This window comes from Hutsoniella sourekii ATCC 700629, assembly GCF_000518205.1.
Taxonomy (GTDB): Bacteria; Bacillota; Bacilli; order Lactobacillales; family Aerococcaceae; genus Hutsoniella; species Hutsoniella sourekii.
Map to the genome: position 1 here is coordinate 101113 of NZ_JADD01000004.1, position 25874 is coordinate 126986.

The following is a 25874-nucleotide window of genomic DNA, read 5'->3' on the forward strand; positions in this document are numbered from 1 at the left end:
GTGATCAAATGTGTCAAATAACGATCGATGAAATAAGCTTAGCAGATATTCCTTGTTTATTAGTTCAAGCCCCCCAATTAGCTTCTTCCAATGATTGGATTATTGGTTACCATGGTTGGACTAATGTCAAAGAATCCATCCTCACCCAGGCGATTGCTTTTGCTAGAGCCGGCTTCAAGGTCGTCTTACCGGATGCTCCTCATCACGGTCGCCGCAAGGATAACCAGAAAGAGATTACGCAAACAAGTTCACAATTACCCGAGACCTTACTTGGCAATTTACATGAATTTCCTAAGTTGAAGCAGGCCATTGAAGAACAATTTTCTCTAGACCGACTTTCAATATTTGGAACTTCAATGGGAGGTTTAACAGTCAGCTTAATTGCTGGTCAGTACGGCCAAGTATTAAGCGGAGCCATTCAATATATTGCTAGCTTAGATGTCAGTCAACAGCTAGGTGAGCTAGTTAATGGACCCAGAGGTCAGAATTTAAGTGAAGTGGATCGCCATTTGATCCAAGACTGCTTAGATGAGATCCAATCTTCTCAGCTGTCTAATCATTTAAGTCAATTAGAAGGGCTTCCATTATTTGTCTATAATGGGGGCGCGGATGATTGGATTGATGCTTCAATCAACTGTCAATTAATGGACCAGGTCAAGCAAGATTATCCACATGTAGCCTTTATTTACTGGGAAGACCAAGACCACTGGGTGCCTTTTGAGATCATTCAAGCATCCGTCAATTACTTGGCTAAACACCTTCACTTAACTTAAGTAAGCGAATCCAACAAAAAACGTTAATTAACCCCTCCCTTTCCTCTGAGTCTAACTTGGGAAGGTTAGGTTAATTAACGTTTTTTCGTGTATATATTTAGCAGTTGTTAAAGTTCCAACCGATCAAAGATTTCATCCACGCGACTTAGATGATAATGGTAGTCGAAGGCGTCCTCTATGGCTTCAGGGCTCAGTCGATTAGTGATTTCAGTATCGGCTTCAACCAATTGACGGAAGTCTCTTTGCTGATCCCAAGATTTGGCTGTGAGTGGCTGAACTAGATCATAAGCTTCTTCACGAGACAAGTCATGATCAACCAGTTTAAGTAAGAGTCGCTGACTGTAGATCAGACCATGAGTCGCTTGCATGTTGCGTAGCATATTCTCTGGAAAAACCGTCAAATTCTCTATAACTTGACCAAAGCGACGAATCATGTAATTGATAAGAATCGTTGTATCAGATAAGATGATTCGTTCAGCACTGGAGTGACTGATATCACGTTCATGCCAGAGCGGAATATTCTCGTAAGCAGTGATGACATGGCCTCTGATCACCCGAGCTAGTCCGGTTACATTTTCACTGGAGATTGGATTGCGCTTATGAGGCATAGCTGAGGATCCTTTTTGCCCTCTAGCAAAAGCCTCCTCTAACTCTCGTGTTTCTGACTTTTGTAGGTGTCGGATTTCTAAGGCTATATTTTCAATGCTTGAGGCAATAAGAGCTAGGCTATTAATATATTCACAGTGAAGGTCACGGGGTAGGACTTGAGTGGAAATGTCCTGGGCCCGTATTCCTAGATGCTGGCATACATAAGCTTCTACTTGAGTAGGTACATTAGCGAATGTTCCCACCGCCCCAGAGATCTTCCCCGCTTCAACCCCTTTGGCAGCATGCTCGAAACGTTCAATTTGTCTTAAAAGATCACTATAATAACGAGCCATTTTTAAACCAAAGGTTGTTGGTTCAGCGTGAACACCGTGAGTTCTACCCATACAAACGGTATATTTATATTTTTGAGCCTTAGCCTTAAGGATATCCTTAAACCAAGCTAAATCTTGCCGTATAATATCATTAGCTTGCTTGAGTTGATAACCTTGTGCTGTATCAACCACATCCGTTGATGTCAGACCATAGTGGACCCATTTGCGTTCTTCTCCTAGAGATTCTGACACACAGCGGGTGAAGGCTACTACATCATGACGAGTTTCTTCTTCAATTTCAAGAATTCGGTCAACGTCAAACTTAGCCTTTTGCCGAATCTTGACAACATCTTCCTTTGGAATCTCGCCTAGCTCTGACCATGCTTCAGCCGCTAAGATTTCAACTTCCAACCAGGATTGGTAACGATTCTGATCGGACCAAATCTCTTGCATTTCTGGTCTTGAATATCGTGGGATCATTGAGCTATCTCCTCCTTTACAATCGCTTGTGCTCCGATGTCATGACGGTAGAAGGTATGAGCTACCGGATGACTATCCAAATAAGTATAGACGTCATGGTAGGCTTGACTTAAATCATCAGCAGTTGATACTGCCATCAGAATTCGTCCGCCCTGAGAAACCAGGGACTGGTCCTTGTCAGTCACCCCTGCCATTAATAATTGGACCGAATCAGGTTTACTACTAACCAAGGAATCTAATACACTACCTTGGATAGCTTGATTGGGATAACCTTCCGCAGCCAGAACCACTCCTAAGGCACTGGCCTGATCACTCTTAAGATGAATCTGAGTCGGTTTATTGGCCAATAAATTACCTATCACTTGAGCAAAATCATCTGCCACTAACTCCATCAATACTTGGGTTTCAGGATCACCAAACCGGGTATTAAATTCAATAACCTTGGGACCATCCTCAGTTAACATGAGACCAGTGTATAAGACCCCAGTGTAGGGAATACCAGCTTTAATCATTGCTTCTAGTGTGGGCTTTACAATAGTCTCTATAACCTCTTGATACAAGCTATCACTGACAAAGGGCACCGGAGCGTAGGCCCCCATCCCTCCCGTATTAGGTCCTAAATCATGGTCGTAGGCTCGCTTATGATCTTGAGCCGTTGGTAGATGTAAGGTCTGCCCGGCGCCTACTAAACTAAAAAATGAAAATTCTGGTCCAGTTAGACACTCTTCAATCACCACTGCCGCTTGATCGCCAAAGCGGTGGTCAGATAGAATCTCCTGCAAGGCTTTTTGGCCTTCTTCAAAATCTTTGGCAATAATAACCCCTTTACCAGCTGCCGGACCATCCGCTTTGATTACCAGAGGAAAGCTTTGTTTTTCTAGATAAGATATCGCTTGATCAAGCTGGTTAAAACTCTTGAATTCTGCTGTTGGTATCTGGTTTTGGAGGAGTAATTCCTTAGCAAATTTTTTGGAGGATTCCAATTGAGCTGCCTCTTGACTAGGGCCAAAGACTTTAAGGCCTGCTTGTCTAAATTGGTCGACGATCCCATTAAATAGGGCTTCTTCAGGCCCTACAAAAGTCCAAGCGATTTTATTTTTTTGAGCCCATGCTATCAAGTCTTCAATCTCTTGAATAGATATATCCAGGCACTTGATGCCATCACTGACCATTCCAGGATTACCAGGTGCGCAGTAAACCTCAGTGACCATAGGATCTTTCATGAATTTCCGGGCTAAGGCATGTTCACGCCCCCCTGAACCTATTACTAATATCTTCATTATGTCCTCCTAATGTCTGAAGTGACGAATACCTGTCTTGACCATTGGAATGCCCACTTGATCCACTACCTTAATTGAATCCTCATCATGGATGGAACCAGAAGGTTGAACAATGGCCTGAATACCTTGGCTAACAGCATATTCAGCCGTATCTGCCATTGGTAAGTAAGCATCACTAGCTAAGACCAGCTGCGTCTTATCTAAGCCATGTGGATTGGCTAAAGCTTGTTCTACCGCTAGATGAGCGGCACCGACACGGTTCATCTGCCCTGCCCCGATTCCTAAGGTTTGGACTGAATTTGCTACTACAATCGCATTGGACTTAACGTGCTTGACGACCTTCCAGGCTAATTCTAAGGCTTGAGCTTGGTCATCCTTGGCTTCAACCTTACCCATAGCAGGCCAGCTGCTGGCATCTACCGCTTGCGGGATATCCTGGTCCTGGACTAATAGCCCTCCCATAACAGAAACATATTCTTTACTTGCTTCCGGTTTCTTGTCGAAGTGAGGCAATTCAAGCAACCGTAAATTCTTTTTCTTAGAGAGAATAGCTAGGGCCTCCTCGTCAAAGTGAGGGGCAATAATAATCTCTAGGAAAATAGGCTTCAACGCTTCAGCTAAAGCCAGTGTTACTGGCTGATTAAAGACGACAATCCCCCCATAGATGGATTGAGAATCTGCCTGGAAGCAACGTTCAAAGGCTTCTTCAATCGTACTAGCACGACCAACTCCGCAAGGATTCATGTGCTTAAGAGCCACAGCCGTAGGCTCATCAAACTCAGCGATAATTCTCAAAGCAGCATCAGCATCCTTAATATTGTTATAGGATAGTTCCTTGCCTTGGAGTTGCTTAGCTTCAACCAAGCTGTAAGGAGCTGGTAAGAGTTCTTGATAGAAGCTGGCAGCTTGGTGGCTATTCTCGCCGTATCGTAATTCTTGTTTTAGCTGGTAAGTCAAGGTTAGTGATTCTGGCTGTTCCTCATGGACTTGTTCGGTCAAATATTGCGCAATTAGGGCATCATATTGAGCGGTTTGACGGAAGACTTTAGCTGCTAATTTGGCCCTTAAGTCTAGACTTGTTGCTCCTTGGCTTTCGATTTCTGCTTGCACTTTTGAATAATCAGCTGGATCACAAATAACAGTGACACTCGCATAATTCTTGGCAGCACTTCGAATCATAGAAGGACCACCAATATCAATTTGCTCGATTAATTCTGTATGGCTAACCTCTGGGGTTTGCAAAGTTTCCTTGAAAGGATACAAGTTAACAACCACATAATCAATCGCTTCAATTCCGTGACTAGCGATAGCTTCCATGTGAGCTGGAAGATCACGTCTAGCCAATAGACCGCCATGGATTTTCGGATGAAGAGTTTTAACTCGACCATCTAAGATTTCTGGAAATTCGGTGACTGCTTCAACGGCTAGAACATCAATTCCTGCCTCTTCTAGACAGGCAAGGGTACCACCGGTTGAGATAATCTCGATTCCCTGTTCTTGCAGAAAACGAGCAAATTCAACAATTCCTTCTTTATTTGAAACACTAATTAGAGCTCTAGGCATCTTATCTTCCTTTCAATTCTTTAATAACTTGCGGATATAATTGGTGTTCGATTCGGTGAATACGCGTCTCTAATTCTTCCAGAGATTCCCCTGGAAGGATAGGCAACTTTTCTTGAGCAATAATCTGTCCAGTATCAATCCCCTCATCGACGTAGTGAATCGTTACTCCCGTCTCCTCTACCCCTGCTTGATAGGCATCTCGAATGCCCTGGCGACCCGGAAAATCTGGCAAAAGCGAAGGATGGATATTAATGATTCTTAAGGGATAAGCTTCCAATAATGGCTCATGAATAATCCGCATATATCCAGCTAGAATTATATAGTCAATCGCTTCTTTCTGACATAAGTCTACAAGGGCTTCTTCATAGGCTTGACGACTGGCAAAGTCTTTTGGTGTAAAGTGGTAGGACTGAATTCCCAAATGCTTGGCTCTCTCTAGGACATAACCCGCTGCTTGGTCGCAAAATAAGAAGGCTATCTCAATAGCAGACTGATCGTCGCTAAAAGCTTCAGCTAAGGCTTGAAAATTAGACCCATTACCAGATGCAAAAATAGCACAACGCATGAATTCCCCCCTAGCCTATCTCAATGTCATGACCTAAGTGATCGACCACTTGACCAATCGGATAGCTTGTATGATTGGATTCCCCTAAAAGCTCCATCGCGGCATCCAAGTTCTCAGGACTCACTGCTAACACCATCCCAATTCCCATATTAAATATTTCATACATCTCTTTATTGGAGATTTGACCATATTTAGCAATCAATTTAAAGACATCTAAAACCGGCCATGATCCATCTTCAATCACTGCGGATAGGCCATCAGGCAACATGCGCGGAATATTTTCTACAAAGCCACCACCGGTGATGTGGGCAATCCCGTTAACAAGGCCTGCTTTAATGAGCGGAGTTAAAGCTTGAACATAGATACGAGTAGGCTTCAATAATTCCTCTCCTAAATTAGCAACCAAGGGCAATTCTTCAACTACTTGATCTAATTTAAATGAATGATCCTGGAAAAATATCTTCCGTACTAAAGAATAACCATTAGAGTGAATACCTGAAGAAGGAAGCCCTAAGAGGATATCCCCTGCCTTAACTGATTCTTGATCAATGAGTTGACTCCGTTCCGCTATCCCAACCGCAAACCCAGCCAAGTCAAAGTCCTCTTGACGGTATACACCAGGCATTTCTGCTGTTTCCCCACCAATTAAGGCCATTCCAGCCTGCCGACAACCTTCACAAACCCCCTTGACGATCGCTTCTACCACTTCAGGGTCGTTTTTTCCAACAGCTAAATAATCTAAGAAAAATAAGGGCTGGGCCCCTTGAGCTAAAATGTCATTAGCGCACATCGCGACACAGTCGATGCCAATTTGATCATAAGTTTGCGCTTCGATTGCTAACATGAGTTTAGTCCCGACGCCATCTGTTCCTGAAATCAAGACTGGTTCTTGGTAGTTAAGACTTTCCAAGCTAAAGGCCGCTCCAAATCCTCCCAGATCACTCAAGACTTCTGGACGATGGGTAGTGGCAACATGCTTTTTGATACGTTGGACGGACTCGTAGCCCGCCTCAACGCTGACCCCTGCTTGCTGATAGGCATTAACCATTCTTTTCCTCCATTTCCTTAAGGGAAGCTAAATATTCTGCTTCATAATCATATAGACCCGTTGGATAGTCTCCATTGAAGTAGGCCATACATAAGCCACCATAGGGAGCGGGTAAATTTAAGCCAATTCCATCCATCAAACCATCTTCACTCAGAAAGGCTAAAGAATCAGCCCCGATAATTTCGCGAATTTCCTCAACACTATGATTAGCTGCAATCAAGTCTTGCGTATTTGAAATATCAATCCCATAAAAACATGGATACTTTAAAGCGGGACTTGCTATGCGGACATGCACCTCACGAGCGCCTGCCTCTCTTAACAAAGTGACAATACGTTTGGAAGTTGTACCTCTGACAATGGAATCATCAACCATGACGACACTCTTGCCACTAATGAGTTTGGATACTGCCGAAAGTTTCATTCTAACACCCCGCTCACGTTCGGCTTGCGTGGGTTGAATAAAGGTCCTGCCGACATATTGATTTTTCACTAGGCCCATTTCGTTGGGTAAGCCACTCGCTTCAGCGTAGCCCGATGCGGCTGAAAGTGATGAATTAGGAACTCCGACCACTAGATCAGCAGTAGGTGCAGGAGCTTCTTGAGCCAGTAGGATGCCACATTGCTTACGAGCGGTATGGACATTAATGTCATGGATGGTTGAATCCGGTCGAGCAAAATAAATATATTCCATCGAACAAATGGCCTGTTGATGATCTTCGGTATAATAAGAACGATCAATACCAGATTCATTAATAACCACCACTTCACCTGGCTGGACATCAAATAAATAGCTGGCTCCGACTTGATCTAGAGCGCAAGATTCACTAGCCATAACGTAGGAACCGTCGGCTATTTCTCCAACAACTAAGGGACGAAAACCATTGCTATCACAAGCACCAATCAATCCTTCTTCTGTTAGTAAAATGTAGGTAAAACCACCTTTAATCTTATTTAAGGATTCCTTTAAACGCTCCATAAAGGTTGCCTGCCTACTATTCCGGATTAAATGCATTAAAATCTCGCTATCGGAAGTGGCTCTAAAGATAGATCCCTGTTCTTCTAGTTCTTGCTTTAAACTTAAGCCATTAACTAAATTTCCATTATGGGCCAAGGCATAGTCCGCTTGAGTAAAGTGGAATAGGAATGGCTGAATATTTTCGATTGAATGGTCACCTGCTGTGGCGTAGCGAACATGACCTAAGGCGGAAGATCCACTTAAATAGTCAAATTGTTCTTCCCTTCTAAAAATTTCACTTACCAAACCAAGGTCTCGAATCTCCTTCATCCGCCCATCTGCTTGAAGACAGGCAATCCCTGCTCCTTCTTGACCGCGATGTTGTAAGGCCATCAAGCCGTAGAAGACGAGCCTAGAGGCTTCTGGATGATTCCAGACACCTATTAGACCACATTCTTCGTGAGGTAAATCATAAGATTCTTTGTCGATATAGAGGGAGTACAGGTCTCCTTCTTTAATTATTTCTTCTTGACTTCGAGTTGACACTGAAGGGCCCCTTCCCATAGTTCTTCTAATTCTTTGACAGGCGCTTCGATAAGATCATCTTCAGCCTGAAGGCGGTAGATGCCATTAGCTGTCACCTTACCTAGCAATTGGAAGACCTCGCCGAATGTAGCTTCAAACTTCTCCTTTTGTTCTGGACTGACAGTCACTAGGAATCGTGATTGATCTTCACTAAAGACTTGGCGTATCGGTCCACGGTAGGCAACATCTAATCCAAAATCAGTTGAAAAAACTTTTTCTGCTAGAGCAACTGCTAGACCACCTTCACTGATATCATGGGCAGACTTGATGTACCCTTGTCTAATGGCCTGAAGAACTGTATCCTGGTTAGTCTTTTCTTGATCGAGGTCAAAGTCAAATAGTTGGCCGGATACGGTCCCTGTTTCTAAATATTGTAATTCAGACCCATTAAAGGCTTCTGAGGTTTGGCCAATCAAGTAGATGAGATCACCAATGCCCTGGGCAAATTGGCTTGTAACATGGTCAAGGTCTTCAATTAATCCCACCATACCAATCACGGGTGTTGGATAGATGGCTTCTTCATTACTCTCATTGTATAATGAGACATTCCCTGAAATAACTGGTGTCTCAAGCTTCAAGCAGGCTTGGCTAATACCTTGGACAGACTGAGCCAACTCATAGAATATTTCAGGATCTTCTGGGCTTCCATAGTTCAAGCAGTCTGTAATGGCTAGAGGTTGACCACCACTAGCAACAATATTTCGAGCCGCTTCACTAACTGCCATCTGACCTCCTAGCTTAGGATCTAGATAGATATAACGTGCATTACAATCAGTTGTCATTGCTAATGCCTTATTAGTTCCTCTAACACGAACAACTGCTGCATCACTACCTGGTCCTACTACTGTGGAAGTTTGAACCATGGAGTCATAGGTTTGATAGATGGACTTTTTAGATGCGATGGTTGCTTGTTGAAGTAGGGCTTCTAAGGTTGCCTTGGCGTCATTAAAGACTGGCTGGTATTGCTTGGGATCTGCCTGTTCAAGTCGTTGCGGTTTCTTCTGCTCTCTGACATATTCTGGGGCTGATTCAGCTAAGGCATCAACAGGTACGTTAGCTACTTCTTCTCCCTTAAAATAAAGACGATATCTAGCATCGTCAGTGACTTCCCCAATTATCACAGCTTCTAAATTATACTTGGCAAAGATCGCCTTAATCTTATCTTCACGTCCAGCCTTCACACAAAGAAGCATGCGTTCTTGCGATTCAGATAACATCATTTCATAAGGAATCATTTCTGTTTCTCGTTGAGGCACTAAGTCTAAATTCAAAATTAAGCCAGTTCCCGCTTTAGAGGCCATTTCAGAACTAGAAGAAACCAGTCCGGCTGCTCCCATGTCTTGGATACCTACTAAATCTTCTTGGCAAGTTTGGATAACTTCTAGACATGCTTCCATCAACAGTTTTTCCATGAAGGGGTCGCCGACTTGAATCGCCGACCGTTGGCTTTCATTTTCATCACTGAATTCCGCACTGGCAAAGGTAGCTCCATGAATACCATCACGACCAGTCTTGGCTCCAACATATAAAATCGAGTTGCCGATACCAGCCGCTTGTCCCTTTTGAATATCCTTATGATCCATTAAACCAACGCACATGGCATTGACGAGCGGATTGCCTTGATAACAGTCATTAAAGGCAATTTCACCACCAACGGTTGGAATCCCAATACAATTCCCATAGCCTGCAATTCCATTGACTACTTCTTTGAGTAGATATTTGGTCCGATCATCATCTAATTCAGCAAAACGTAAGGAATCCAAAATAGCGATCGGACGAGCACCCATACTAAAGATGTCGCGGATAATACCACCTACACCGGTCGCTGCTCCTTCATAAGGTTCAACCGCTGAAGGGTGGTTGTGACTCTCAGCCTTAAAGACAACAGCTTGGCCATCACCGATATCCACAATCCCAGCCCCCTCACCTGGCCCTTGCAAGATATGGTCTCCCTCAGATGGGAAAGTTCTCAAGATCGGCTTGGTATTCTTGTAAGAGCAATGTTCACTCCACATAACTGAGAATAGTCCTGTTTCCGTAAAATTAGGCAAACGACCTAAAATATCATTGCGAATTAAATCATATTCGTCGTCCGTGAGTCCCCACTCTCGGTAAACCTTTTTGTCTAGAATTTCTTGAGCTGTTAGTTCACGTGTCGCCATTAAGCTTGTCCTCCTAAGTTTTGATACTCATCGCGAATGGATTCAAAAACTTTCAACCCATCTTTACCTCCGATTAAGGCTTCAACTGCTCTTTCAGGATGGGGCATCAGTCCTATGACATTTCCCGCTTTATTGGTAATACCAGCAATATTAGCTAAGGAACCATTGGGGTTGTCGCCTTGATAGGTAAAGACAATTTGCTGGTTGGCTTTTAGTTCTTCTAAAGTATCGTCATTACAGTAATAATTACCTTCTCCATGAGCAATAGGTAGAGTTATTGTCTCCCCTGAGTCAAAGTGCTTAGTAAAAGGGGTTTGATTGTTGACGACCCGCAAGTCTTGTTGCTTACACACAAAGAGCAAATCCTTATTTCGTAGAAAGGCTCCAGGTAGCAGACCGGCTTCACATAAAATCTGAAAGCCATTACAAGTACCCAAGACCAGCTTGCCAGAAGCAGCAAATTCTTTGACTGCTTCCATAATTGGCGCAAAACGAGCAATGGCACCTGAGCGTAAGTAATCTCCATAAGAGAAGCCTCCAGGAATCATCACCGCATCAAATCCTTCTAAACTAGTGGCAGTTGAAGAAACATATTCTACATCTTCTTGTAAGATGTCCCGAATAGCATGATACATATCATGATCGCAATTAGATCCTGGAAATTGAATCACTGCAAATTTCATCTTATGCCTCCTTAATGGTATAGCGGTAAGTTTCCATGGTCACATTAGCTAGTAATTGGTCGCAGATGGCTTCAACTAAGGCTTCAACATCTTCCACTTCATTATTTACTTCCAGTTCAAAGTATTTTCCTTGGCGAATACTTTCCACGGCTTGATACCCCATTTGATTAACAGCATCCTTAATCGCTTCACCTTGAGGGTCTAAGATTGATTCTTTGTAAGTGACAAAAATTTCTACTTTATACATCGTATTCCTCCATTATCCTAAAACTTCTACTAATCGATTCAATACTTCTTGATAGAATGGAATAATATTCCCTTGATCATTGCGGAAAATATCCTTATCAAAACTAGCCAAGGTTTTCTCATCCCAGAGACGGGCATTGTCAGGGGAAAATTCATCCGCCAATACAATCTCTCCATCAGCCGTTTCACCAAATTCCAACTTAAAATCCACCAACCTCAAGCCTGCCTTATGAAACAATTGAATTAATAACTGGTTGACTGCTAGGGTTAAGTCATTAATTACTTTTAATTGTTCAGGATTTGCGGCTTCAAGAAAGTAAATATTGGCTTCATTAACGAAAGGATCATTTAAATCATCCCGCTTATAAAAGTATTCGACCATCCCCCCTTTAATAGGGCTCCCCTTTTCAACTCCTAACCGCTTTACCAGGCTTCCTGCGGCATAGTTACGACAGACCACTTCTAAGGGAAACATAGTTAGTTGTTTGACAAGTTCTTGTCCTTGACCTAAGTCTTTGATCAGATGAGTCGGGATACCGTTTTGGGCCAGATAAGTGAATATCTTGTTGGTAATGGCTTGGTTTAAAACACCTTTGCCGGCTATTTCTTCTTTCTTAGCACCGTTTCCAGCAGTTGCTTGGTTCTTGTAAACCATTAATAAGACTCCCGCTTGGTCTGTCTCATAAATATCTTTAGCCTTGCCTGAATAGATTCGTTTATTGTTTGCCATTGCTAGCCTCGCTTCCATATTTGACTTGATGATACTTCTTGGAGTGATTGTTCAAGATCTTGGCTTAATAGCGTCACATGCCCCATTTTGCGATTAATTTTACTCTCGCCCTTACCATACAGATTTAGATGCCAACTCGGCTGACTAGGACTAGCATCCAAAACAGCCTTTAAATCTTGCCCTAGTATATTAACCATTAAGGCTGGCTTAAGTAATTCAGGTTCATGGATAGGTAAGTTGCAAATCGAACGAATATGGAGATCAAATTGCGAGAAGTCACAGGCTTCAATCGTATAATGACCACTATTGTGAGGGCGTGGAGCTAATTCATTGATTAGTATTTGTCCCTCTTTAGTTACAAACATTTCAATACCCAAACTACCAACGAGTTGCCCAGCTTGAGCAATTTTTCTAGCTAGGCTTTGGGCTTCGGCGTACAGATCAGATTCGATCCTAGCTGGAACAATCGATTGAAATAAAATATTATCTTGGTGAATATTTTCAGCCACTGGGAAGGTCACTAGGTCACCTCTTGGGCTCCCTACTGCCATTACGGATATCTCCAATGCATAATCCACCCAAGCTTCCAGAATACAGGCTTGACTGTCAATTAAGCTCTGAGCTGAGTCAAGATTATTGGGTGACCGGAGGACAACTTGCCCCTTACCGTCATAGCCAAAGCGTCTGGTCTTTAAGACAGCTGGAAATCCAACTTCCGCTAGAGCATTTCGCAAATCTTGAATAGTGTCAATCGCGTAATAGTTAGCGACTTCAGCCCCGGCTTCTTGAATAAATTGTTTTTCTATTAGACGATCTTGAGTCTTAGCCAATAATTCGATGCCTTGAGGAAGATATGAATTAGTTTCTAGGGACTTTAATCCTTGAAGATCAATATTTTCAAACTCAAAGGTAATCACATCACTGCGACGTGCCAGTTCATCCAGTGCCTCTTGATCATCATAGGAAGACTCAATATGAAAATCACTGACTTGACTAGCTGAACAATGGGGAGTAGGATCGAGCACACCTACTTGATAGCCCATTTCTTTGGCAGCGAGTGCTAGCATTTGACCCAATTGACCCCCGCCAATAATGCCGATGGTTTGACCGGGTAAGATTGTTTTAATCAAGTTGATCACTGCTTTCTATTGAAGCTCGCTTTAGATCTTGTCGGTAAAGGTCCAATTGTTTAGCTAATTGTTTATCATAGATACTCAAGATTTGAACCGCTAATAGAGCCGCATTCTTAGCTCCTGATTGACCAATAGCCGTCGTAGCAACAGGTATGCCTCCAGGCATTTGAACAATGGATAGCAAGGAATCAAGACCACTCAGAGCCCTTGATTGAACTGGAACTCCAATGACAGGAAGCGTAGTCTTTGAGGCTACCATCCCCGGCAGATGAGCCGCCCCACCCGCTCCAGCAATAATAACCTTTAACTGATTCTCTCTAGCTGATTCACTAAATCCGAACATTTCATCCGGCATCCGATGGGCCGAAATAACTCTCTTGACATAAGAAACTTTGAATTCATCCAAGATACGACAGGCTTCAACCATCGTGGGCCAATCTGACTTAGACCCCATGATTACTGCAACATCCGCCATTACATAACCCCTTTCCTTTAGGGTCATAATATAACACATATTTCACAAGATATACTTAAAATATCAGACAATTATTTTATTTTTTATTTTATTGTTCGTGTAATTGAGGTGTTATTTTATTTCACTCCGAAATTAGCTATATTTTATGCTTAAACTATATTTAAAAAACAAAAAAAGACGAACATTTACGTTCGTCCAAAAATAATCTCTTAATTACAGAGTCGAATTTAATTATTTTAGCTATGAATTAGTACTACCTTGATATTGATGTGAATAATATAATATTATTTTATTATTTATTGATTACTTACAAGCAATCACTTCAATCTCAATCAAACCACCCTTAGGTAGATCACGAACTGCAAATGCAGACCGAGCTGGAAATGGTTCTGAAAATTGCTCTTCGTAAATTGCATTTACTTCAGCAAAATCATTAATATCAGTTAAGAGGACGGTTACTTTAACAATATCATTCATTGAAAGGCCAGCTTCTTGGAGAATCGCCTTGATATTAGCAAAGGATTGTTTGGTTTGCTCTGCTAATCTCTCTGCCATTTCACCACTTTCGGGAATCAGACCTAACTGGCCTGAAACATATAGTAATTGGTCGGTTTCAATGGCTTGACTATAAGGTCCCACTGCTGCAGGCGCTTGATTTGTTTGAATAGCTTTTTTCATTTTTATTTCTCCTTTTTATGCATGTGATACAATTTGACGGTAGTTGCTTGGATTAGTATCCCCTTCAGTAGAGATAACGAGAACACGACTGTTCGGCCCAAGGTCTAAGTCTTTTATTCTCGTTTCTGTATTAGCTAAGACCCCGATAGGTAAAGCTCCTGACTCCCCAGAGACAATTACCTGGTCACCCGTTTGCGGATGAGCGAGTATCTTCATTCCTAGAGCTGCTACATCATCGCTACAAGAATAGAAGTCATAGGCATATTCTTTAATAATGTTCCATGCGATTGGGCTTGGTTCCCCGCAAGCTAAGCCTGCCATCATTGATGCCAGATCACCATGCACGCGGTGAGGAAGTCCGTCAGAACTCTTAGCAGATTGATACAAACAATCCGCTTGATCAGGCTCTACAATATGAATAACGGGCATCTTATCTCCTCGGTAGGCATGGATGGCAGCAATCATTGCACTCGCAAATGAGCCGACCCCTGCTTGCAAGATTACATCCGTTATCTCGTCAAAGGCAGACCTACCCATTTGATTAACAATTTCAGAGATGATCGTACTATAACCTTGCATGATGGCTAAAGGTGCTGCTTCATAATCTTTCCAGGCCGTATCTTGAATAAGGATCCAACCTTCTTCATGGGCTTTATCGGCCAACCACAGCATTGTATCGTCGTAATTTTGATCAGATTTATAAGATTCTGCGCCAAGTTGCCTAACGGCGTCTAATCTTGATTGAGCGGTCCCTTTAGGCATAAAAATTTTAGCCGATTGACCAAATAAAGAAGCTGCCCAAGCAATCCCCTTACCGTGATTCCCAGCCGTTACTGAGGTAAACGTAACCGATTCTAAAGTCTTCACTGCTTCCTGCAACTCTGGAAAAGTTACATCATCGATGTTTAATCCAAGTCTTTCCGCATAATATTTACTGACAGCATAAACGGCACCCAAGCCTTTGAAGGCCTTCAAACCAAATCTAGGCGATTCATCCTTAATGAATAGTTGACCGATATGCCACTCCTTAGCCAAATGACTTTGATCGACTAATGGAGTCACTTGATAGTTAGTCACTGTTTCTTGAAAGTTTTTAACGGATTGAACTTTATCTAAACTAAAAGCATCTAAAATTTTAGGTTTATTACCAGTTTGATGATTATTTTTTACTTGTTTGATCGTTATGGCCAAATTTCTTCCTCCTTTACTTAGTTTCTGGCTCTTTCATATTCGAAAGAATGAGGACAGCAACTAACACAATCGCAATGCCCACAATTTCAAAGAAGCCAAAGGATTTGTTAAAGACGACAACGGTTAGAACAGCTGCTAGCAAAGGTTCTAATGCTGTCATGATACTTGCTAAACTCGCTTCAATATACGCCGTACTTGATAGATAAGATAAGAAAGCCATCGCCGTACCAAAGACAATGATCAAGGCAAGAAGTAAGTAGGCTTGTCCGTCAAGCGTAAAGCCCGGCTTCCAAAATGGACTAAACACTTGAAAAACAATTCCTCCAAATAACATGCCCCAACCAACGACAAGCGGCGAACCATAAATCCCTTGAATTCTTCTAGGTTGTAAAGTATAGAAAGCAACCGCTACAGCAGAACCTAGACCCGTTATTAATCCCATCAAGGAAACATTTAAGCCAGCGAAGGATCCATTGGTAACAATTAAAACCACACCAAAAACCGTTAGTAAAACTAGAGATAACTCACTGGCCCGCAGGTGTTTTTCTCCTCGGATAATTTGATAGAGATAAATAAAGATAGGCGAGGTAAATTGTAAAATCGTTGCTAAAGAAGCACCGCTAGTTTCAATTGTTTTGAAAAACAAATATTGAACCCCTACCATACCCAAAACAGCAAATAATATTAATTGTAAAGTATCGGATTTATCCTTAAAGATGCGGGTAATATCCTCTTTACGAATAAATGCAGCATAAAGTAAAATACAAATACCTGCAAAAAATAAACGAGTACTTACCAGCCATTCTGATGAGGCTGGGTAATTGGCGAAGACGATTTGGGCTAATATTCCAGAAACGCCCCACATACTGCCACCAAATCCGGCTAATAAAATCCCTTTGAGTTTATTACTCATAAGACACACTCCTATATTAAGCTATGAGAGAAATCACTTTATGAATTAAATTATAATCCATGAAAGCCCTTTTTTCTTTAGTTATCGCCATAGAAAGTATCATTATTATCCTTGGTTAGTCAGCTAAGTTGGTCATGAATATAACTTTTATCCTAAAAACTATCATTTAAAACCTAATTCCCCCTATTTAATTAGTCGATTTTTCATTCTTGTTTTACAATAGCTAGAAAAGAGGTGATAGAATGAACAAGGCTAGTTCTCAATATTTAAATAATGGGCTAGAATTTCAAATCCATTTGGACCAAGACCTAGAGGAAGCTGTACCCTTTATTGATGATCAATTTCCTATATCCGTAATCACTCAAAGTTTTTCGCTGGAAAGAAAAGATTATATTCCACTACATTGGCATAATTATTGGCAATTGTATTGGGTGAAGAAAGGTAGTTTAGACTTTCAAGTAAATAGTCACCGATTTGAATTAAATTCTAGAAACCTGCTAGTCATGAATAGTCGCCAATTTCACCAGTCTAAGGTTGCTCTTCAAGATACCCAAGCGATTTGTATTATTTTCGATATAAATTTTATCAATTCTTATCTTCTTGAACAGATTGTAAAACCTTTTCTAAATAAGGAACCATTTACTTTCAAACTACTTCCAGTTAACAATGAGATTGAGCGCTTGCTTAGTTCTTTATTTGACGGTGAGAACGCAACAATTCCCTATTTGTCAATCGCTAGTTTAATTACTCGTAGCCTCGATCAAGTAATCAATTACTTTGAAGGAGATCATGACTTTAATAGTCAAGATCAAGTGCTATTCAATGAGATTTTATCCTATATTCAAAACAATTATGATAAACAAATTCGAGTTTCAGATCTTCTAAAACATGTAGGAATTAACAAAAATTACCTTAATCAACTCTTTCATACTTACACTGGCCAGCCTCCAATCAAATACATTAATCAATTTAGGTTACAGAAGGCTCAACAACTAGTCATTTATACCGATCAGCCTATTTCTGATATCGCATATAACTTAGGCTTTAGTCATATTTCTTATTTTATAGAACAATTCAGAAAAGAATATGGTCTTTCTCCTCTCCAATACCGTAAACAATTTAGCTAAATACAAAAAGAGACCCACCAATTTGTTGGGTCTCTTTTCCTTAAGGAGGACAATTATTCAGCGAGCGAGTAATTTATCCACTAATCGCTGATAAGCTTTAACACCTACTGCTATCTTATCTTCAGGGGTATCTTCTTCTTTGGCATGAGAAATACCTTCAATCGACATCACAAACATCATCACCGTCGGAACAACTTTTGCCATTTCCACAGCATCATGAAGCGGCCCAGAATACATATTAGTTGGCTCACCAGTCTCATCTTCAACCGCTTCTTTACACAATTCTATTAATTCATCGTCAAATAGTTGTGGAGCCACAGTATAAATTTCCTTCCACTCAACCGTACAGCCATTCGCTTCGGCCGCTTTTTTGCTTTCAGCTTGAGCTTGTTCATACATGGCTTGAAGATCTTTTGGATCGATTGTTCGTTGGTCTAAGGTAATTCGACATTTACCAGGAACAATAGTTACGACATCCGGTTCAACCGAAACTTCACCCACTGTACATACCGCATCGTATTTACGAGCAATTTCACGAAAAGCAATCGCAGATTCTGCTGCTGCTAAGAAAGCGTCGCGTCGTAACTCTGTTGGTGTGGAACCCGCATGGTCTGCTTGACCAGTGAAGATAATTTCGTGGCGTTCTACCCCACAAGCTCCATAGACACAGGAAATCGCCTTTCCAGTCTGTTCTAAGACAGGACCTTGTTCAATATGCATCTCTACATATTCACCAAGGTTGCGCTCTAACATCTCTTGGTGAGCATCATTCATCTTATAAACGTCAACGCCGTAAGCAGCAAGGGCATCTTCAAATTTCACGCCGTCATGGTCTACCCGTCCTAGCATTCCTTCTAATTCAAATTTACCAGCAACCGCTGTTGATCCTAGGCATGAATGTCCATAGCGAGCCGCTTCTTCGTCAGCAAAGTCAACCACATAAATCGTTCGCTTAGGTTTCTTCCCTGATTGAGCGATTCTTCTTAACGCTTCAAGACCCACTAGAACACCTAGAGCGCCATCTAACCAACCCCCATTAGGTACAGAATCTAAGTGACTACCTAGAACTAAAGCTGGTAAGCTTGGATCTTCACCTTGTAGTTTTGTCCAGACATTTCCAGCAGAATCAATTTCTAAGCTTGCTCCTATTTCTTCTGCCTTCTGGCGGTACCAATCTCTAGCTTTTTGCCAAACGGGCCCCCAAGCTACACGGTGGGCACCGTCTTGATCAGCCGTTAAAGCCTGCAATTCCCTTAGATCCTTAATGACATTACTTGCACTTTGTTCATACATCTTATAAACACTCCTTATTTAAAATTAGTGATTTATCTCATGTATTTATCTTACAAGTGTAAGCGCTTGTAATCTTACAGATTTAATTTTTAAAATGTCATTATTAGCACAAAAAGGAAAATAGAAAAGCCGTCTCCCATAAGGAGACGGCTTAGACTTGAGCGGGTGACGACAAGTTCACCCGTTGTATATTATGATTGCTGTAAAACAGATTTAACTAATTGGTTAACTTGTTGTCCATCTGCTTGGCCTTTAAGCTTAGCCATAACGGGACCCATTAATTGACCAAAATCAGCCATAGAAGTGGCATTGACTTCAGCCATAGTTTCTCGAATGACTTGAAGAATCTCTTCTTCAGAAAGTTGTTCAGGTAAGTAACGTTCAACAATTTCCATTTCGCTTCTGACTTCTTCAACCAAATCATCACGTCCAGCAGCAGCAAACTCACTGGCAGAGTCACGACGTTGCTTCATCTCACGATTAATCACCGTTAACTCTTGATCTGCAGTTAAGGGATCACTATGATTCAGCTGCTCATTTTGTAAGGCAGCCTTTAGCATACGCAGTGTCTTAAGGGATTCCTTATCTCTAGCCTTCATTGCCGCTTTAACGTCTTGGTTAATTTGTTCAGTTAATGACATTTATTACACCTGTTTCTTTACAATTAGAATTTTCTCTTACGTGCAGCTTCAGATTTCTTTTTACGCTTTACACTCGGTTTTTCGTAGAATTCACGTTTGCGAGCTTCTCTCAAAGTACCTGATTTAGAAACGTTACGTTTAAAGCGACGAAGAGCGTCATCTAAGGACTCGTTATCACGAACGACTGTCTTTGACATTTAGATTTCCTCCTCCCAAGCCTTAATTGAACCTATATTAGAGATTTCTCTAATAAAGATATGGTCTATTATAGCAAACTTGCTTTCTTTTTCAAGTGGCAATCGAATATTCCAGCTAATCTTGGCTCTAGAAGCTAGCTTATTGATAAGTCTGCCCTTACTTAATCTTTACAATTCGGGCACAAGCCGAAAACCTCGAAACGGTGATAGTGAACCTCAACATCCTTAAGATCATCCGTAATTTGATCAAGTGGACAAACATGAAGAGGAATCACCTGGCCACAATTTGTACAAATAAAATGATGGTGGTGGCCTTGACTGCAAGCCATTCTAAAGAGTTGTTCCTGATTATACTCGGTCGATTCTAGAATGCCCAACTTCTCAAAATCATATATGTTACGATAAGTCGTATTATAAGACATAGTCGGATGGTCTTCAGCTAGAATGGAATGAATTTGTTGGGGCGTGCGATAACGGTTATCCTCAGCAAAAATTTCTAGAATTTCTTTTCTTTTAGGTGTTACCTTTAGCTTGCCCTCTTTAAGTTTTTCAATAGCTTCTTCTAATGTAATATTGTGTTGACAATGGTGGGAACCCATTCTTCTCATCTCCTGGATTTTCTGATATGATAGAATCAACGATTATTGGAGGTACAAAGAAGTCTGAACCTATCTTGCACTATTATATACTATCGGATTCAATCGGTGAAACGGCAATCAAAGTCGCTCGGTCTGCTCTTGCTCAGTTTCCGAATTTACATACAGTATTACATAAATATACTTTCATTACAAACGAAGAAACCATCAAGACGATCCTAATTGATGCCGAAAAAAATGAAGGATTAATTTTTATGACCATGGTCGACAACGATTTAGCTCGTTTTGTCGAAAAGTTTTGTATCCAAACGGGTTTGATCTGTTATAACCTAATTCAACCTTTTACCCTTGAGATAGAAAGACGGGTTGGCATTCAACCGTCTAGCATTGCTGGGGCTCAACATGAACTCTCTCAGGAATATTTCGACCGCATCCGCGCAATAGAATACTGTATGCACTATGATGATGGCCGTGATCCCAGTGGCCTAGAAGAAGCAGAAATCGTTATTCTTGGAATTTCTAGAACGGGTAAGACTCCCCTTTCCATGTACTTAGGAACCCTAGGCTACAAGACAATGAATATTCCCATTATTCCAGAAAATGATCCGCCTCAACTTCTCTTTGAAATTAATCATAAAAAGATTATCGGTCTAACCAATGATGTCGAGGTCGTCAACCGGATGCGTGAATCCAGAATGATTGAATACGGTCTTGGCACCGGGTCTAAGTATGCCTCCCCTGAGCGCATCCAGCAGGAAATTGATTATGCGGATGATCTTTACCGGCAATTGGACTGCCCGGTCATCAACGTCGCTGACCGCTCGATTGAAGAATCAGCTTCGATTATCTTGGATATAATGAAATTACCTGTCCGCTACAACTAATTAGAACATACCTCTAATCACATCAAATAAGGATTCCCATGCTGGAAGGAAGTCTCTAAAGAAAGTCATAGAGAGGCCTAAGCATGGGAATTTTTTATTTTGATAGCTAGAGGTCTGATATTGTTATCTTATAGAAGATTCTCTATTCTTCAAACAAATGAATCTAGATGACTTGATTAACAGGCTCCCAATTTTCTGGCTTATCAATCGCTTCTTCTAACACCCCAGTATCAAAGTTGTAACGATAATAATGTAAAGTGGGAACTACTAGAGTTCCAGTTATAACTGGCTGACAAATAAAATAATCTTGACTATCCTCAATCATATTATAATCTGTCGCTCCTAAACCATAACCTAAATGTTCTTCAAGTGCGCGGATAGCCTGAAATGCTCTAGTATCTTGGGCTAACAAGATGCCATCATGATAAGATTTTAACCACCGATTCTTTAGCGGGTCATCCTCTGGAAAATAATTGGTATCTCTTTGGAAAACCTCAAGATCGCAACGATACAATAAAAATCTTAAATAATTTAGAGCCTCGTTTTCTTCACTTGATAATTCTAATTGGTTGCTAATTACAAATGAATCATTATATAACCTTAATAACTCATTATGATCTGCTAATGTGGGATCATTGATTATATGACTAAGATCTTCGAATAATGCTTGAATGCCAGAATGCCAATTATCGCCAATTCCATACCCGTTTGAAACTATACTTTGATAATCACTAAAATCATCTTCAAATTCGATTGCTTGACTAGGTAAAGACTCCAATAAGTCTGGCCAAGGAGTCGAAAAATCTAGTGACATCACTGAATCGCTCTCCTCAACACCTGAATGCTCAAATAAATCAACCCCATACCCTCTTTGGCTATCAAATAAATAGCCTTCATCAATTGCTTCCAGTTCATTTGTCACCCAATTCAGTTGATAGAGTTGTCCCGAATCAAGCTCGTAAGCAAAGCGTGGCGATTCATCACCAATAGGGATGGGTAGTGTTGCAGCCGATTTAATCAGGTAGCCTGGTAGTCCTTCGTCTTCCACCCATGCTAAGTGACCTTGAATTTCTGGCACGATCCCTACCGTTTGTGCTAACGCTTGGTTAGCTGCCAATTCTTCTGGAGACCAATTAGCTTGACTAACTTCACTCAGGCTCTGAGACCAATCTTTCTTGACTTGGGCAGGATTTTGTGGATCTTGAGGCTGATTTCTAGCATAAACATCCATGGCTAAATAGCACAAGCTACGAATATAGTTTACCCAAGCCAGCTCCTTGGGACTTAAGTCCCATTCGTCTTCTAGGATAAATGAATGAGAATAAACACGCTTCAAGAGTTTCCCTTGATTAGGACTTGAATCTTCCTTAAGACGGTCCAAGAGAGCGGGAATCATCGGATGCATGTCCTCCTCATCAAAGGTCAAGTCTGCAAAGTAAGGTCTTAAGTCATCTAGACCCCAACTGGATTCCTCAGGCAATTGGTCTAACACTTCCGTCCACTCTTGATGTAAGTCAATAGTAGAAACCTTCTCTGGTAGGGGCCAGTCAAGGCCCTCCTGATAGTCTTGGGCTAGTACCTGGGAATGCGAGATCAAAGGGTCAAATCCAGAAATAGGAGTTAAGAGAAAACTCGTCGATACAAGTAAAAGACTGCCAAATTTTATTAACTGTTTTGCCATCAATGTTGCTCCTTTCTATCGATAAATTAATTATAATCTATGAATAGCCTCCCGTCAGCTTAATATTGTTATTTTAAGCCTAAAAAGAAACCCACTAAAAGAATAAACCTTTCAGTGGGTTGAGTATGATAAATATTTTAGTGGTGCAACATCTCTTCTTTGATCGCTTGGCCATCCATCTGATTTGGATAATAAGTTGGCCAGTTATCCATTTCTTCTAATAAATCTTCATGAGACTGGTCGCCAAAATAGATATGATAATGGCCAACCTTTGTGGGGCCAATTTCATGGTCTGAAAATTGAACAGATTGCGGAGCTGCTTCGTCCCCATCAACCTTGCTGAATAGGTAGCGAACACCCTTCTTACCTGATTCATAGGTTAGAATTTCATAACCCTGATATTCATATTTGCCAGTTACTGATTCTGCGCCTCGAATAAATTCAATGCTATCATCAGTGATGTTAATTTTATCAACATCCGTTTGATAACCTTTTGTATAATACTCCTTATACTCTTCAGCTGTCATTTCACCACTTTCAGCCTTATGAGTCATTACTTCATCCAAGCTTCCGTCCTTCAAATAAGGAAAAACCGATTGCCATTCACCCGCCCAATCAGATAATTCTCGGTCACTGACCTCACTATCCTCAAAAATACCTTCTTGGTGGGGCTTTTTCTCATGGTCATGATTATGATCGTGATTGTGGTCATGATCGTGATTATGATCGTGATTATGATCGTGATTATGAATTTCATCCACAGAATCAGTAGCCAATACCATCGATGGCACACCACTTAATAAAGCTAAACTTGACAACATTAAAATACTTTTCTTCATAAATTTCCTCTTTCATTAAATAGTAATTATTACGTTTTAAATATTAACAAGTTTTTCTTTGCTGGTCAATAGTAATTATTACTATTTAATTGAAATTTCATGAATTCTTAATACATATACGTCTGCTTACTATAAATGGATTGCTTGCCAACCAAAGAATACGTTAGACAAATAACCGGAACCATCCAAGTGAAGGCACCTCCTCCAAATATCTCAACAACAATCAAAATAGGCGCAATTAGAGTATGCGTTCCACCAGCAAATACGGATACATAACCTAGGGCTGCTGCCACTTGAGGATTAATTCCTACTAGGGGGCCCACTATAAAGCCTAAAGTGGCTCCAATGGTAAATAAAGGGGTCACCTCACCACCTTGAAAGCCAATAGCTAAGGTAAAGACTGTAAATAGCAACTTCAATAACCAGTCCAAAGCATAAATATTCTGCTCACCTAAAAAGATCTCCTCGATCAAGGGTTCCCCTAGTCCAGAATAACGTCCCTTAAACAACCATAATAGCAAACTAAGTAAGAGTCCGCCCACAAAAATCCTCAAGTAAGGATTAGAAACCCAGGTCATTAACCAAGGTTTTAGCTGGTGGTGAAGGAATATAAATAGCCGAGTTGCAAGAGCGAATGCCAGGGATAAAATAATTAATGAAGCTATTGGGGCTCCTTCCACTGACGGAATCGCAAATGTATGAGCTGGTAATCCTAAATAGTGACTAGTAGAAAAGCCAGTATAAGCTGCTAGCAAGGATGGAATCAATAAATTCATTTGTAAACGACCGGCTGACAATAACTCAATTGCAAAAAACGCACCCGTTAAAGGCGTTTCAAATAAGCCAGCAAATCCGGCCGCAATTCCCATGGTTACGCAGGCGGGCTTTAGTTGTTTTTGACCGCCTTCAAGTCCCTGCCCCACATAGGACCCCAGAGCCCCACCAATTTGTACCGCAACACCCTCACGGCCAGCGGACCCGCCAAATAAGTGTGTCAACCATGTAGCTGATACCACCAGAGGAATTAGTGCCTTAGGGATGGTAGCTTCTGAGTCATTAGCCGCATCAAAAATTAAGCCCATTCCCTGTTGACTTCTTGGGCTAAAGCTTGAATAGAGCCAGACAATTAGAAGTCCAGCTAAAGGCAACAGCCAAATCATCACCCGATAATAAGTAACATTAATACGGATGACTTGATTCAAGATTAAGCCAAAGGCAGTCTCTAATAAGCCAACCCCCAAACCAATCAATAAGGCTAGTAGCAGTATGTATGCTTTACTTTTTAGATAATCCATTATTTTATCCATTTTTTCATCTCCTTGCTTCTATTTTATCAATCTCTGGTCGATTGCAAAAGAGTCGATGCAAAAAGCTCACAAGCAAGAAAATTTAAAAATGACAGTGCATCTAGTAAGAGATGGTGGTAAAATAAGTCATCGATTGGAAAGGAAGATTGCAATGAAAGAAATTATAATTGTAACTGAAAGTGGTGCGGACCTCGATCAGAAATGGATCAGTCAATATGGGATTCGGGTGGTTCCGATGCATGTTCAAATGAATCAGCAGACCTATGATGACGCAGTCAATGTCAGCGCTCAAGATATTGTAAACCATTATCAAAAAACAGGTCAATTGGCCAAGACAGCTGGTTCAACCCCGCAAGATTTTACTAAAATGTTTATGGAAATTAGTCTTAATAATCCGGAAGCAGAAATTGTGTATATCGGCTACTCTAAGGCAACAACTGTATCTTATAATTCCTGTCGTCTAGTATCTGAAGATTTCCCCAAAGTTCACCTAGTCGACTCCAAAAATGTTACCTTGGGCCTTAGCAATATTATCCTAGCAGCCTGCCAGTATCTTGAAGACAATCCCAAGCTTTCTGCTCAAGACTTGGTCAATTATATTGAAAAAATCCGAGAAAATGTACTGACCCCCAAAAGTTAGAGTTAAAAATCTAACTTTTGGGGGTTATTTTATGTCCAAAAAATATTCTTACGAATTTAAATTACAAATTGTACAAGAGTACTTAAAAGGTCGGTTAGGGTACGAGTCACTGACCAAAAAATATGACGTTTCCAGTTCTTCCTTAGTCAAAAAATGGGTAGCTCAGTTTCGAGAGGAAGGCCCGTCAGGGCTTAAGAAAAGGAAGTCAAACAAACACTATCCATTGAATTTTAAACTGAATGTATTAAGATTTAAGCAGGAGACCGGCGCTTCTTATCAGGATGTAGCT

At 41.1% G+C, this 25874-nt stretch carries 27 protein-coding genes; 5 read left to right on the forward strand and 22 right to left on the reverse strand.

The window, feature by feature from the left end; all coding sequences use genetic code 11:
• Positions 1–8: 8 nt before the first annotated feature.
• Positions 9–773 (forward strand): serine aminopeptidase domain-containing protein, encoded by a 765-nt coding sequence (locus T408_RS0101140; protein ID WP_028118313.1) that lies wholly within the window; start codon positions 9–11, stop codon positions 771–773.
• Positions 774–880: 107 nt separating this feature from the next.
• On the opposite strand, the gene purB is transcribed toward T408_RS0101140, so the two are convergent.
• The 15 genes from purB to T408_RS0101215 all read right to left on the reverse strand — a co-directional run bounded on the left by purB (position 881) and on the right by T408_RS0101215 (position 16380).
• Positions 881–2173, reverse strand: a complete 1293-nt coding sequence (purB, locus tag T408_RS0101145) for an adenylosuccinate lyase (RefSeq protein WP_028118314.1) — start codon at positions 2171–2173, stop codon at positions 881–883.
• Positions 2170–3453, reverse strand: a complete 1284-nt coding sequence (gene purD / locus T408_RS0101150; RefSeq protein ID WP_028118315.1) for a phosphoribosylamine--glycine ligase — start codon at positions 3451–3453, stop codon at positions 2170–2172. The genes purB and purD overlap by 4 nt, the downstream gene beginning before the upstream one ends.
• Positions 3454–3462: 9 nt before the next feature.
• On the reverse strand, positions 3463–5016 hold the full coding sequence (purH, locus tag T408_RS0101155) for a bifunctional phosphoribosylaminoimidazolecarboxamide formyltransferase/IMP cyclohydrolase (protein WP_028118316.1): 1554 nt from the start codon (positions 5014–5016) through the stop codon (positions 3463–3465).
• A 1-nt stretch (position 5017) separates the two neighbouring features.
• Positions 5018–5581, reverse strand: coding sequence for a phosphoribosylglycinamide formyltransferase (gene purN / locus T408_RS0101160; protein WP_028118317.1), 564 nt, complete (start codon positions 5579–5581; stop codon positions 5018–5020).
• A gap of 10 nt (positions 5582–5591) precedes the next feature.
• The gene (gene purM, locus T408_RS0101165) at positions 5592–6629 is read right to left on the reverse strand and encodes a phosphoribosylformylglycinamidine cyclo-ligase (protein WP_028118318.1); all 1038 of its coding nucleotides are present in this window, start codon (positions 6627–6629) and stop codon (positions 5592–5594) included.
• Positions 6622–8073 (reverse strand): amidophosphoribosyltransferase, encoded by a 1452-nt coding sequence (gene purF, locus T408_RS0101170; protein ID WP_028118319.1) that lies wholly within the window; start codon positions 8071–8073, stop codon positions 6622–6624. Before purF ends, purM begins: the two co-directional genes overlap by 8 nt.
• A gap of 29 nt (positions 8074–8102) precedes the next feature.
• Complete coding sequence (purL, locus tag T408_RS0101175; RefSeq protein WP_028118320.1) at positions 8103–10331, reverse strand: phosphoribosylformylglycinamidine synthase subunit PurL; 2229 nt, start codon at positions 10329–10331, stop codon at positions 8103–8105.
• Positions 10331–11014 carry a phosphoribosylformylglycinamidine synthase subunit PurQ gene (gene purQ, locus T408_RS0101180; protein WP_028118321.1) on the reverse strand — a complete coding sequence of 228 codons (684 nt, stop codon included), beginning with the start codon at positions 11012–11014 and terminating at the stop codon, positions 10331–10333. Before purQ ends, purL begins: the two co-directional genes overlap by 1 nt.
• A 1-nt stretch (position 11015) precedes the next feature.
• Positions 11016–11261, reverse strand: coding sequence for a phosphoribosylformylglycinamidine synthase subunit PurS (purS, locus tag T408_RS0101185; RefSeq protein WP_028118322.1), 246 nt, complete (start codon positions 11259–11261; stop codon positions 11016–11018).
• Positions 11262–11273: 12 nt separating this feature from the next.
• Entirely contained in the window at positions 11274–11990 is a 717-nt protein-coding gene (purC, locus tag T408_RS0101190; RefSeq protein WP_028118323.1) for a phosphoribosylaminoimidazolesuccinocarboxamide synthase, read from the reverse strand.
• A gap of 2 nt (positions 11991–11992) precedes the next feature.
• Positions 11993–13129, reverse strand: coding sequence for a 5-(carboxyamino)imidazole ribonucleotide synthase (gene purK / locus T408_RS0101195; RefSeq protein ID WP_028118324.1), 1137 nt, complete (start codon positions 13127–13129; stop codon positions 11993–11995).
• The gene (gene purE / locus T408_RS0101200) at positions 13113–13598 is read right to left on the reverse strand and encodes a 5-(carboxyamino)imidazole ribonucleotide mutase (protein ID WP_028118325.1); all 486 of its coding nucleotides are present in this window, start codon (positions 13596–13598) and stop codon (positions 13113–13115) included. Before purE ends, purK begins: the two co-directional genes overlap by 17 nt.
• A 303-nt stretch (positions 13599–13901) precedes the next feature.
• Positions 13902–14276 carry a RidA family protein gene (locus T408_RS0101205; protein ID WP_028118326.1) on the reverse strand — a complete coding sequence of 125 codons (375 nt, stop codon included), beginning with the start codon at positions 14274–14276 and terminating at the stop codon, positions 13902–13904.
• Between the two features lie 15 nt (positions 14277–14291).
• Positions 14292–15467 (reverse strand): diaminopropionate ammonia-lyase, encoded by a 1176-nt coding sequence (locus T408_RS0101210; RefSeq protein WP_028118327.1) that lies wholly within the window; start codon positions 15465–15467, stop codon positions 14292–14294.
• A gap of 13 nt (positions 15468–15480) precedes the next feature.
• Positions 15481–16380: a DMT family transporter gene (locus tag T408_RS0101215; RefSeq protein ID WP_028118328.1), complete on the reverse strand. Its 900-nt coding sequence runs from the start codon at positions 16378–16380 to the stop codon at positions 15481–15483.
• A 242-nt stretch (positions 16381–16622) separates the two neighbouring features.
• Between T408_RS0101215 and T408_RS11625 the strand changes: the two genes are divergently transcribed.
• Positions 16623–17507, forward strand: a complete 885-nt coding sequence (locus T408_RS11625; protein WP_028118329.1) for a helix-turn-helix transcriptional regulator — start codon at positions 16623–16625, stop codon at positions 17505–17507.
• A gap of 57 nt (positions 17508–17564) precedes the next feature.
• Here T408_RS11625 and T408_RS0101225 read toward each other — a convergent pair whose 3' ends face one another.
• The 4 genes from T408_RS0101225 to T408_RS0101240 form a co-directional block, all read right to left on the reverse strand.
• Positions 17565–18800, reverse strand: coding sequence for a Zn-dependent hydrolase (locus T408_RS0101225; RefSeq protein WP_028118330.1), 1236 nt, complete (start codon positions 18798–18800; stop codon positions 17565–17567).
• A 191-nt stretch (positions 18801–18991) separates the two neighbouring features.
• Positions 18992–19441, reverse strand: coding sequence for a GatB/YqeY domain-containing protein (locus tag T408_RS0101230; protein WP_028118331.1), 450 nt, complete (start codon positions 19439–19441; stop codon positions 18992–18994).
• 23 nt (positions 19442–19464) lie between these two features.
• Positions 19465–19638, reverse strand: coding sequence for a 30S ribosomal protein S21 (gene rpsU / locus T408_RS0101235; RefSeq protein ID WP_028118332.1), 174 nt, complete (start codon positions 19636–19638; stop codon positions 19465–19467).
• 161 nt (positions 19639–19799) lie between these two features.
• Positions 19800–20237 carry a Fur family transcriptional regulator gene (locus tag T408_RS0101240; protein WP_035419691.1) on the reverse strand — a complete coding sequence of 146 codons (438 nt, stop codon included), beginning with the start codon at positions 20235–20237 and terminating at the stop codon, positions 19800–19802.
• Between the two features lie 26 nt (positions 20238–20263).
• Here T408_RS0101240 and T408_RS0101245 point away from each other — a divergent pair, with 26 nt between their 5' ends.
• Positions 20264–21118: a pyruvate, water dikinase regulatory protein gene (locus T408_RS0101245; protein ID WP_051444709.1), complete on the forward strand. Its 855-nt coding sequence runs from the start codon at positions 20264–20266 to the stop codon at positions 21116–21118.
• A 163-nt stretch (positions 21119–21281) separates the two neighbouring features.
• On the opposite strand, the gene T408_RS0101250 is transcribed toward T408_RS0101245, so the two are convergent.
• The 3 genes from T408_RS0101250 to T408_RS0101260 all read right to left on the reverse strand — a co-directional run bounded on the left by T408_RS0101250 (position 21282) and on the right by T408_RS0101260 (position 24945).
• Positions 21282–22799, reverse strand: coding sequence for a hypothetical protein (locus T408_RS0101250; RefSeq protein ID WP_028118335.1), 1518 nt, complete (start codon positions 22797–22799; stop codon positions 21282–21284).
• A 137-nt stretch (positions 22800–22936) separates the two neighbouring features.
• On the reverse strand, positions 22937–23638 hold the full coding sequence (locus T408_RS0101255) for a metal-binding protein ZinT (protein ID WP_028118336.1): 702 nt from the start codon (positions 23636–23638) through the stop codon (positions 22937–22939).
• Between the two features lie 107 nt (positions 23639–23745).
• Complete coding sequence (locus T408_RS0101260; protein ID WP_035419695.1) at positions 23746–24945, reverse strand: chloride channel protein; 1200 nt, start codon at positions 24943–24945, stop codon at positions 23746–23748.
• A 151-nt stretch (positions 24946–25096) separates the two neighbouring features.
• Here T408_RS0101260 and T408_RS0101265 point away from each other — a divergent pair, with 151 nt between their 5' ends.
• Both T408_RS0101265 and T408_RS0101270 read left to right on the forward strand, forming a co-directional pair.
• Positions 25097–25585, forward strand: coding sequence for a DegV family protein (locus tag T408_RS0101265; protein WP_028118338.1), 489 nt, complete (start codon positions 25097–25099; stop codon positions 25583–25585).
• Positions 25586–25616: 31 nt separating this feature from the next.
• The coding region (locus T408_RS0101270) for a helix-turn-helix domain-containing protein (RefSeq protein ID WP_028118223.1) at positions 25617–25874 on the forward strand (258 nt) is incomplete at its 3' end.

Excerpts from the sequence above, each read along its gene's own strand:
- T408_RS0101140 (WP_028118313.1), top strand. The coding sequence starts at position 9 with ATGTGTCAAATAACGATCGATGAAATAAGCTTAGCAGATATTCCTTGT.
- purB (WP_028118314.1), bottom strand. The coding sequence starts at position 2,173 with ATGATCCCACGATATTCAAGACCAGAAATGCAAGAGATTTGGTCCGAT.
- purD (WP_028118315.1), bottom strand. The coding sequence starts at position 3,453 with ATGAAGATATTAGTAATAGGTTCAGGGGGGCGTGAACATGCCTTAGCC.
- purH (WP_028118316.1), bottom strand. The coding sequence starts at position 5,016 with ATGCCTAGAGCTCTAATTAGTGTTTCAAATAAAGAAGGAATTGTTGAA.
- purN (WP_028118317.1), bottom strand. The coding sequence starts at position 5,581 with ATGCGTTGTGCTATTTTTGCATCTGGTAATGGGTCTAATTTTCAAGCC.
- purM (WP_028118318.1), bottom strand. The coding sequence starts at position 6,629 with ATGGTTAATGCCTATCAGCAAGCAGGGGTCAGCGTTGAGGCGGGCTAC.
- purL (WP_028118320.1), bottom strand. The coding sequence starts at position 10,331 with ATGGCGACACGTGAACTAACAGCTCAAGAAATTCTAGACAAAAAGGTT.
- purQ (WP_028118321.1), bottom strand. The coding sequence starts at position 11,014 with ATGAAATTTGCAGTGATTCAATTTCCAGGATCTAATTGCGATCATGAT.
- purS (WP_028118322.1), bottom strand. The coding sequence starts at position 11,261 with ATGTATAAAGTAGAAATTTTTGTCACTTACAAAGAATCAATCTTAGAC.
- purC (WP_028118323.1), bottom strand. The coding sequence starts at position 11,990 with ATGGCAAACAATAAACGAATCTATTCAGGCAAGGCTAAAGATATTTAT.
- purE (WP_028118325.1), bottom strand. The coding sequence starts at position 13,598 with ATGGCGGATGTTGCAGTAATCATGGGGTCTAAGTCAGATTGGCCCACG.
- T408_RS0101205 (WP_028118326.1), bottom strand. The coding sequence starts at position 14,276 with ATGAAAAAAGCTATTCAAACAAATCAAGCGCCTGCAGCAGTGGGACCT.
- T408_RS0101215 (WP_028118328.1), bottom strand. The coding sequence starts at position 16,380 with ATGAGTAATAAACTCAAAGGGATTTTATTAGCCGGATTTGGTGGCAGT.
- T408_RS11625 (WP_028118329.1), top strand. The coding sequence starts at position 16,623 with ATGAACAAGGCTAGTTCTCAATATTTAAATAATGGGCTAGAATTTCAA.
- T408_RS0101225 (WP_028118330.1), bottom strand. The coding sequence starts at position 18,800 with ATGTATGAACAAAGTGCAAGTAATGTCATTAAGGATCTAAGGGAATTG.
- T408_RS0101230 (WP_028118331.1), bottom strand. The coding sequence starts at position 19,441 with ATGTCATTAACTGAACAAATTAACCAAGACGTTAAAGCGGCAATGAAG.
- rpsU (WP_028118332.1), bottom strand. The coding sequence starts at position 19,638 with ATGTCAAAGACAGTCGTTCGTGATAACGAGTCCTTAGATGACGCTCTT.
- T408_RS0101240 (WP_035419691.1), bottom strand. The coding sequence starts at position 20,237 with ATGGGTTCCCACCATTGTCAACACAATATTACATTAGAAGAAGCTATT.
- T408_RS0101245 (WP_051444709.1), top strand. The coding sequence starts at position 20,264 with ATGATAGAATCAACGATTATTGGAGGTACAAAGAAGTCTGAACCTATC.
- T408_RS0101250 (WP_028118335.1), bottom strand. The coding sequence starts at position 22,799 with ATGGCAAAACAGTTAATAAAATTTGGCAGTCTTTTACTTGTATCGACG.
- T408_RS0101255 (WP_028118336.1), bottom strand. The coding sequence starts at position 23,638 with ATGAAGAAAAGTATTTTAATGTTGTCAAGTTTAGCTTTATTAAGTGGT.
- T408_RS0101260 (WP_035419695.1), bottom strand. The coding sequence starts at position 24,945 with ATGGATAAAATAATGGATTATCTAAAAAGTAAAGCATACATACTGCTA.
- T408_RS0101265 (WP_028118338.1), top strand. The coding sequence starts at position 25,097 with ATGAAAGAAATTATAATTGTAACTGAAAGTGGTGCGGACCTCGATCAG.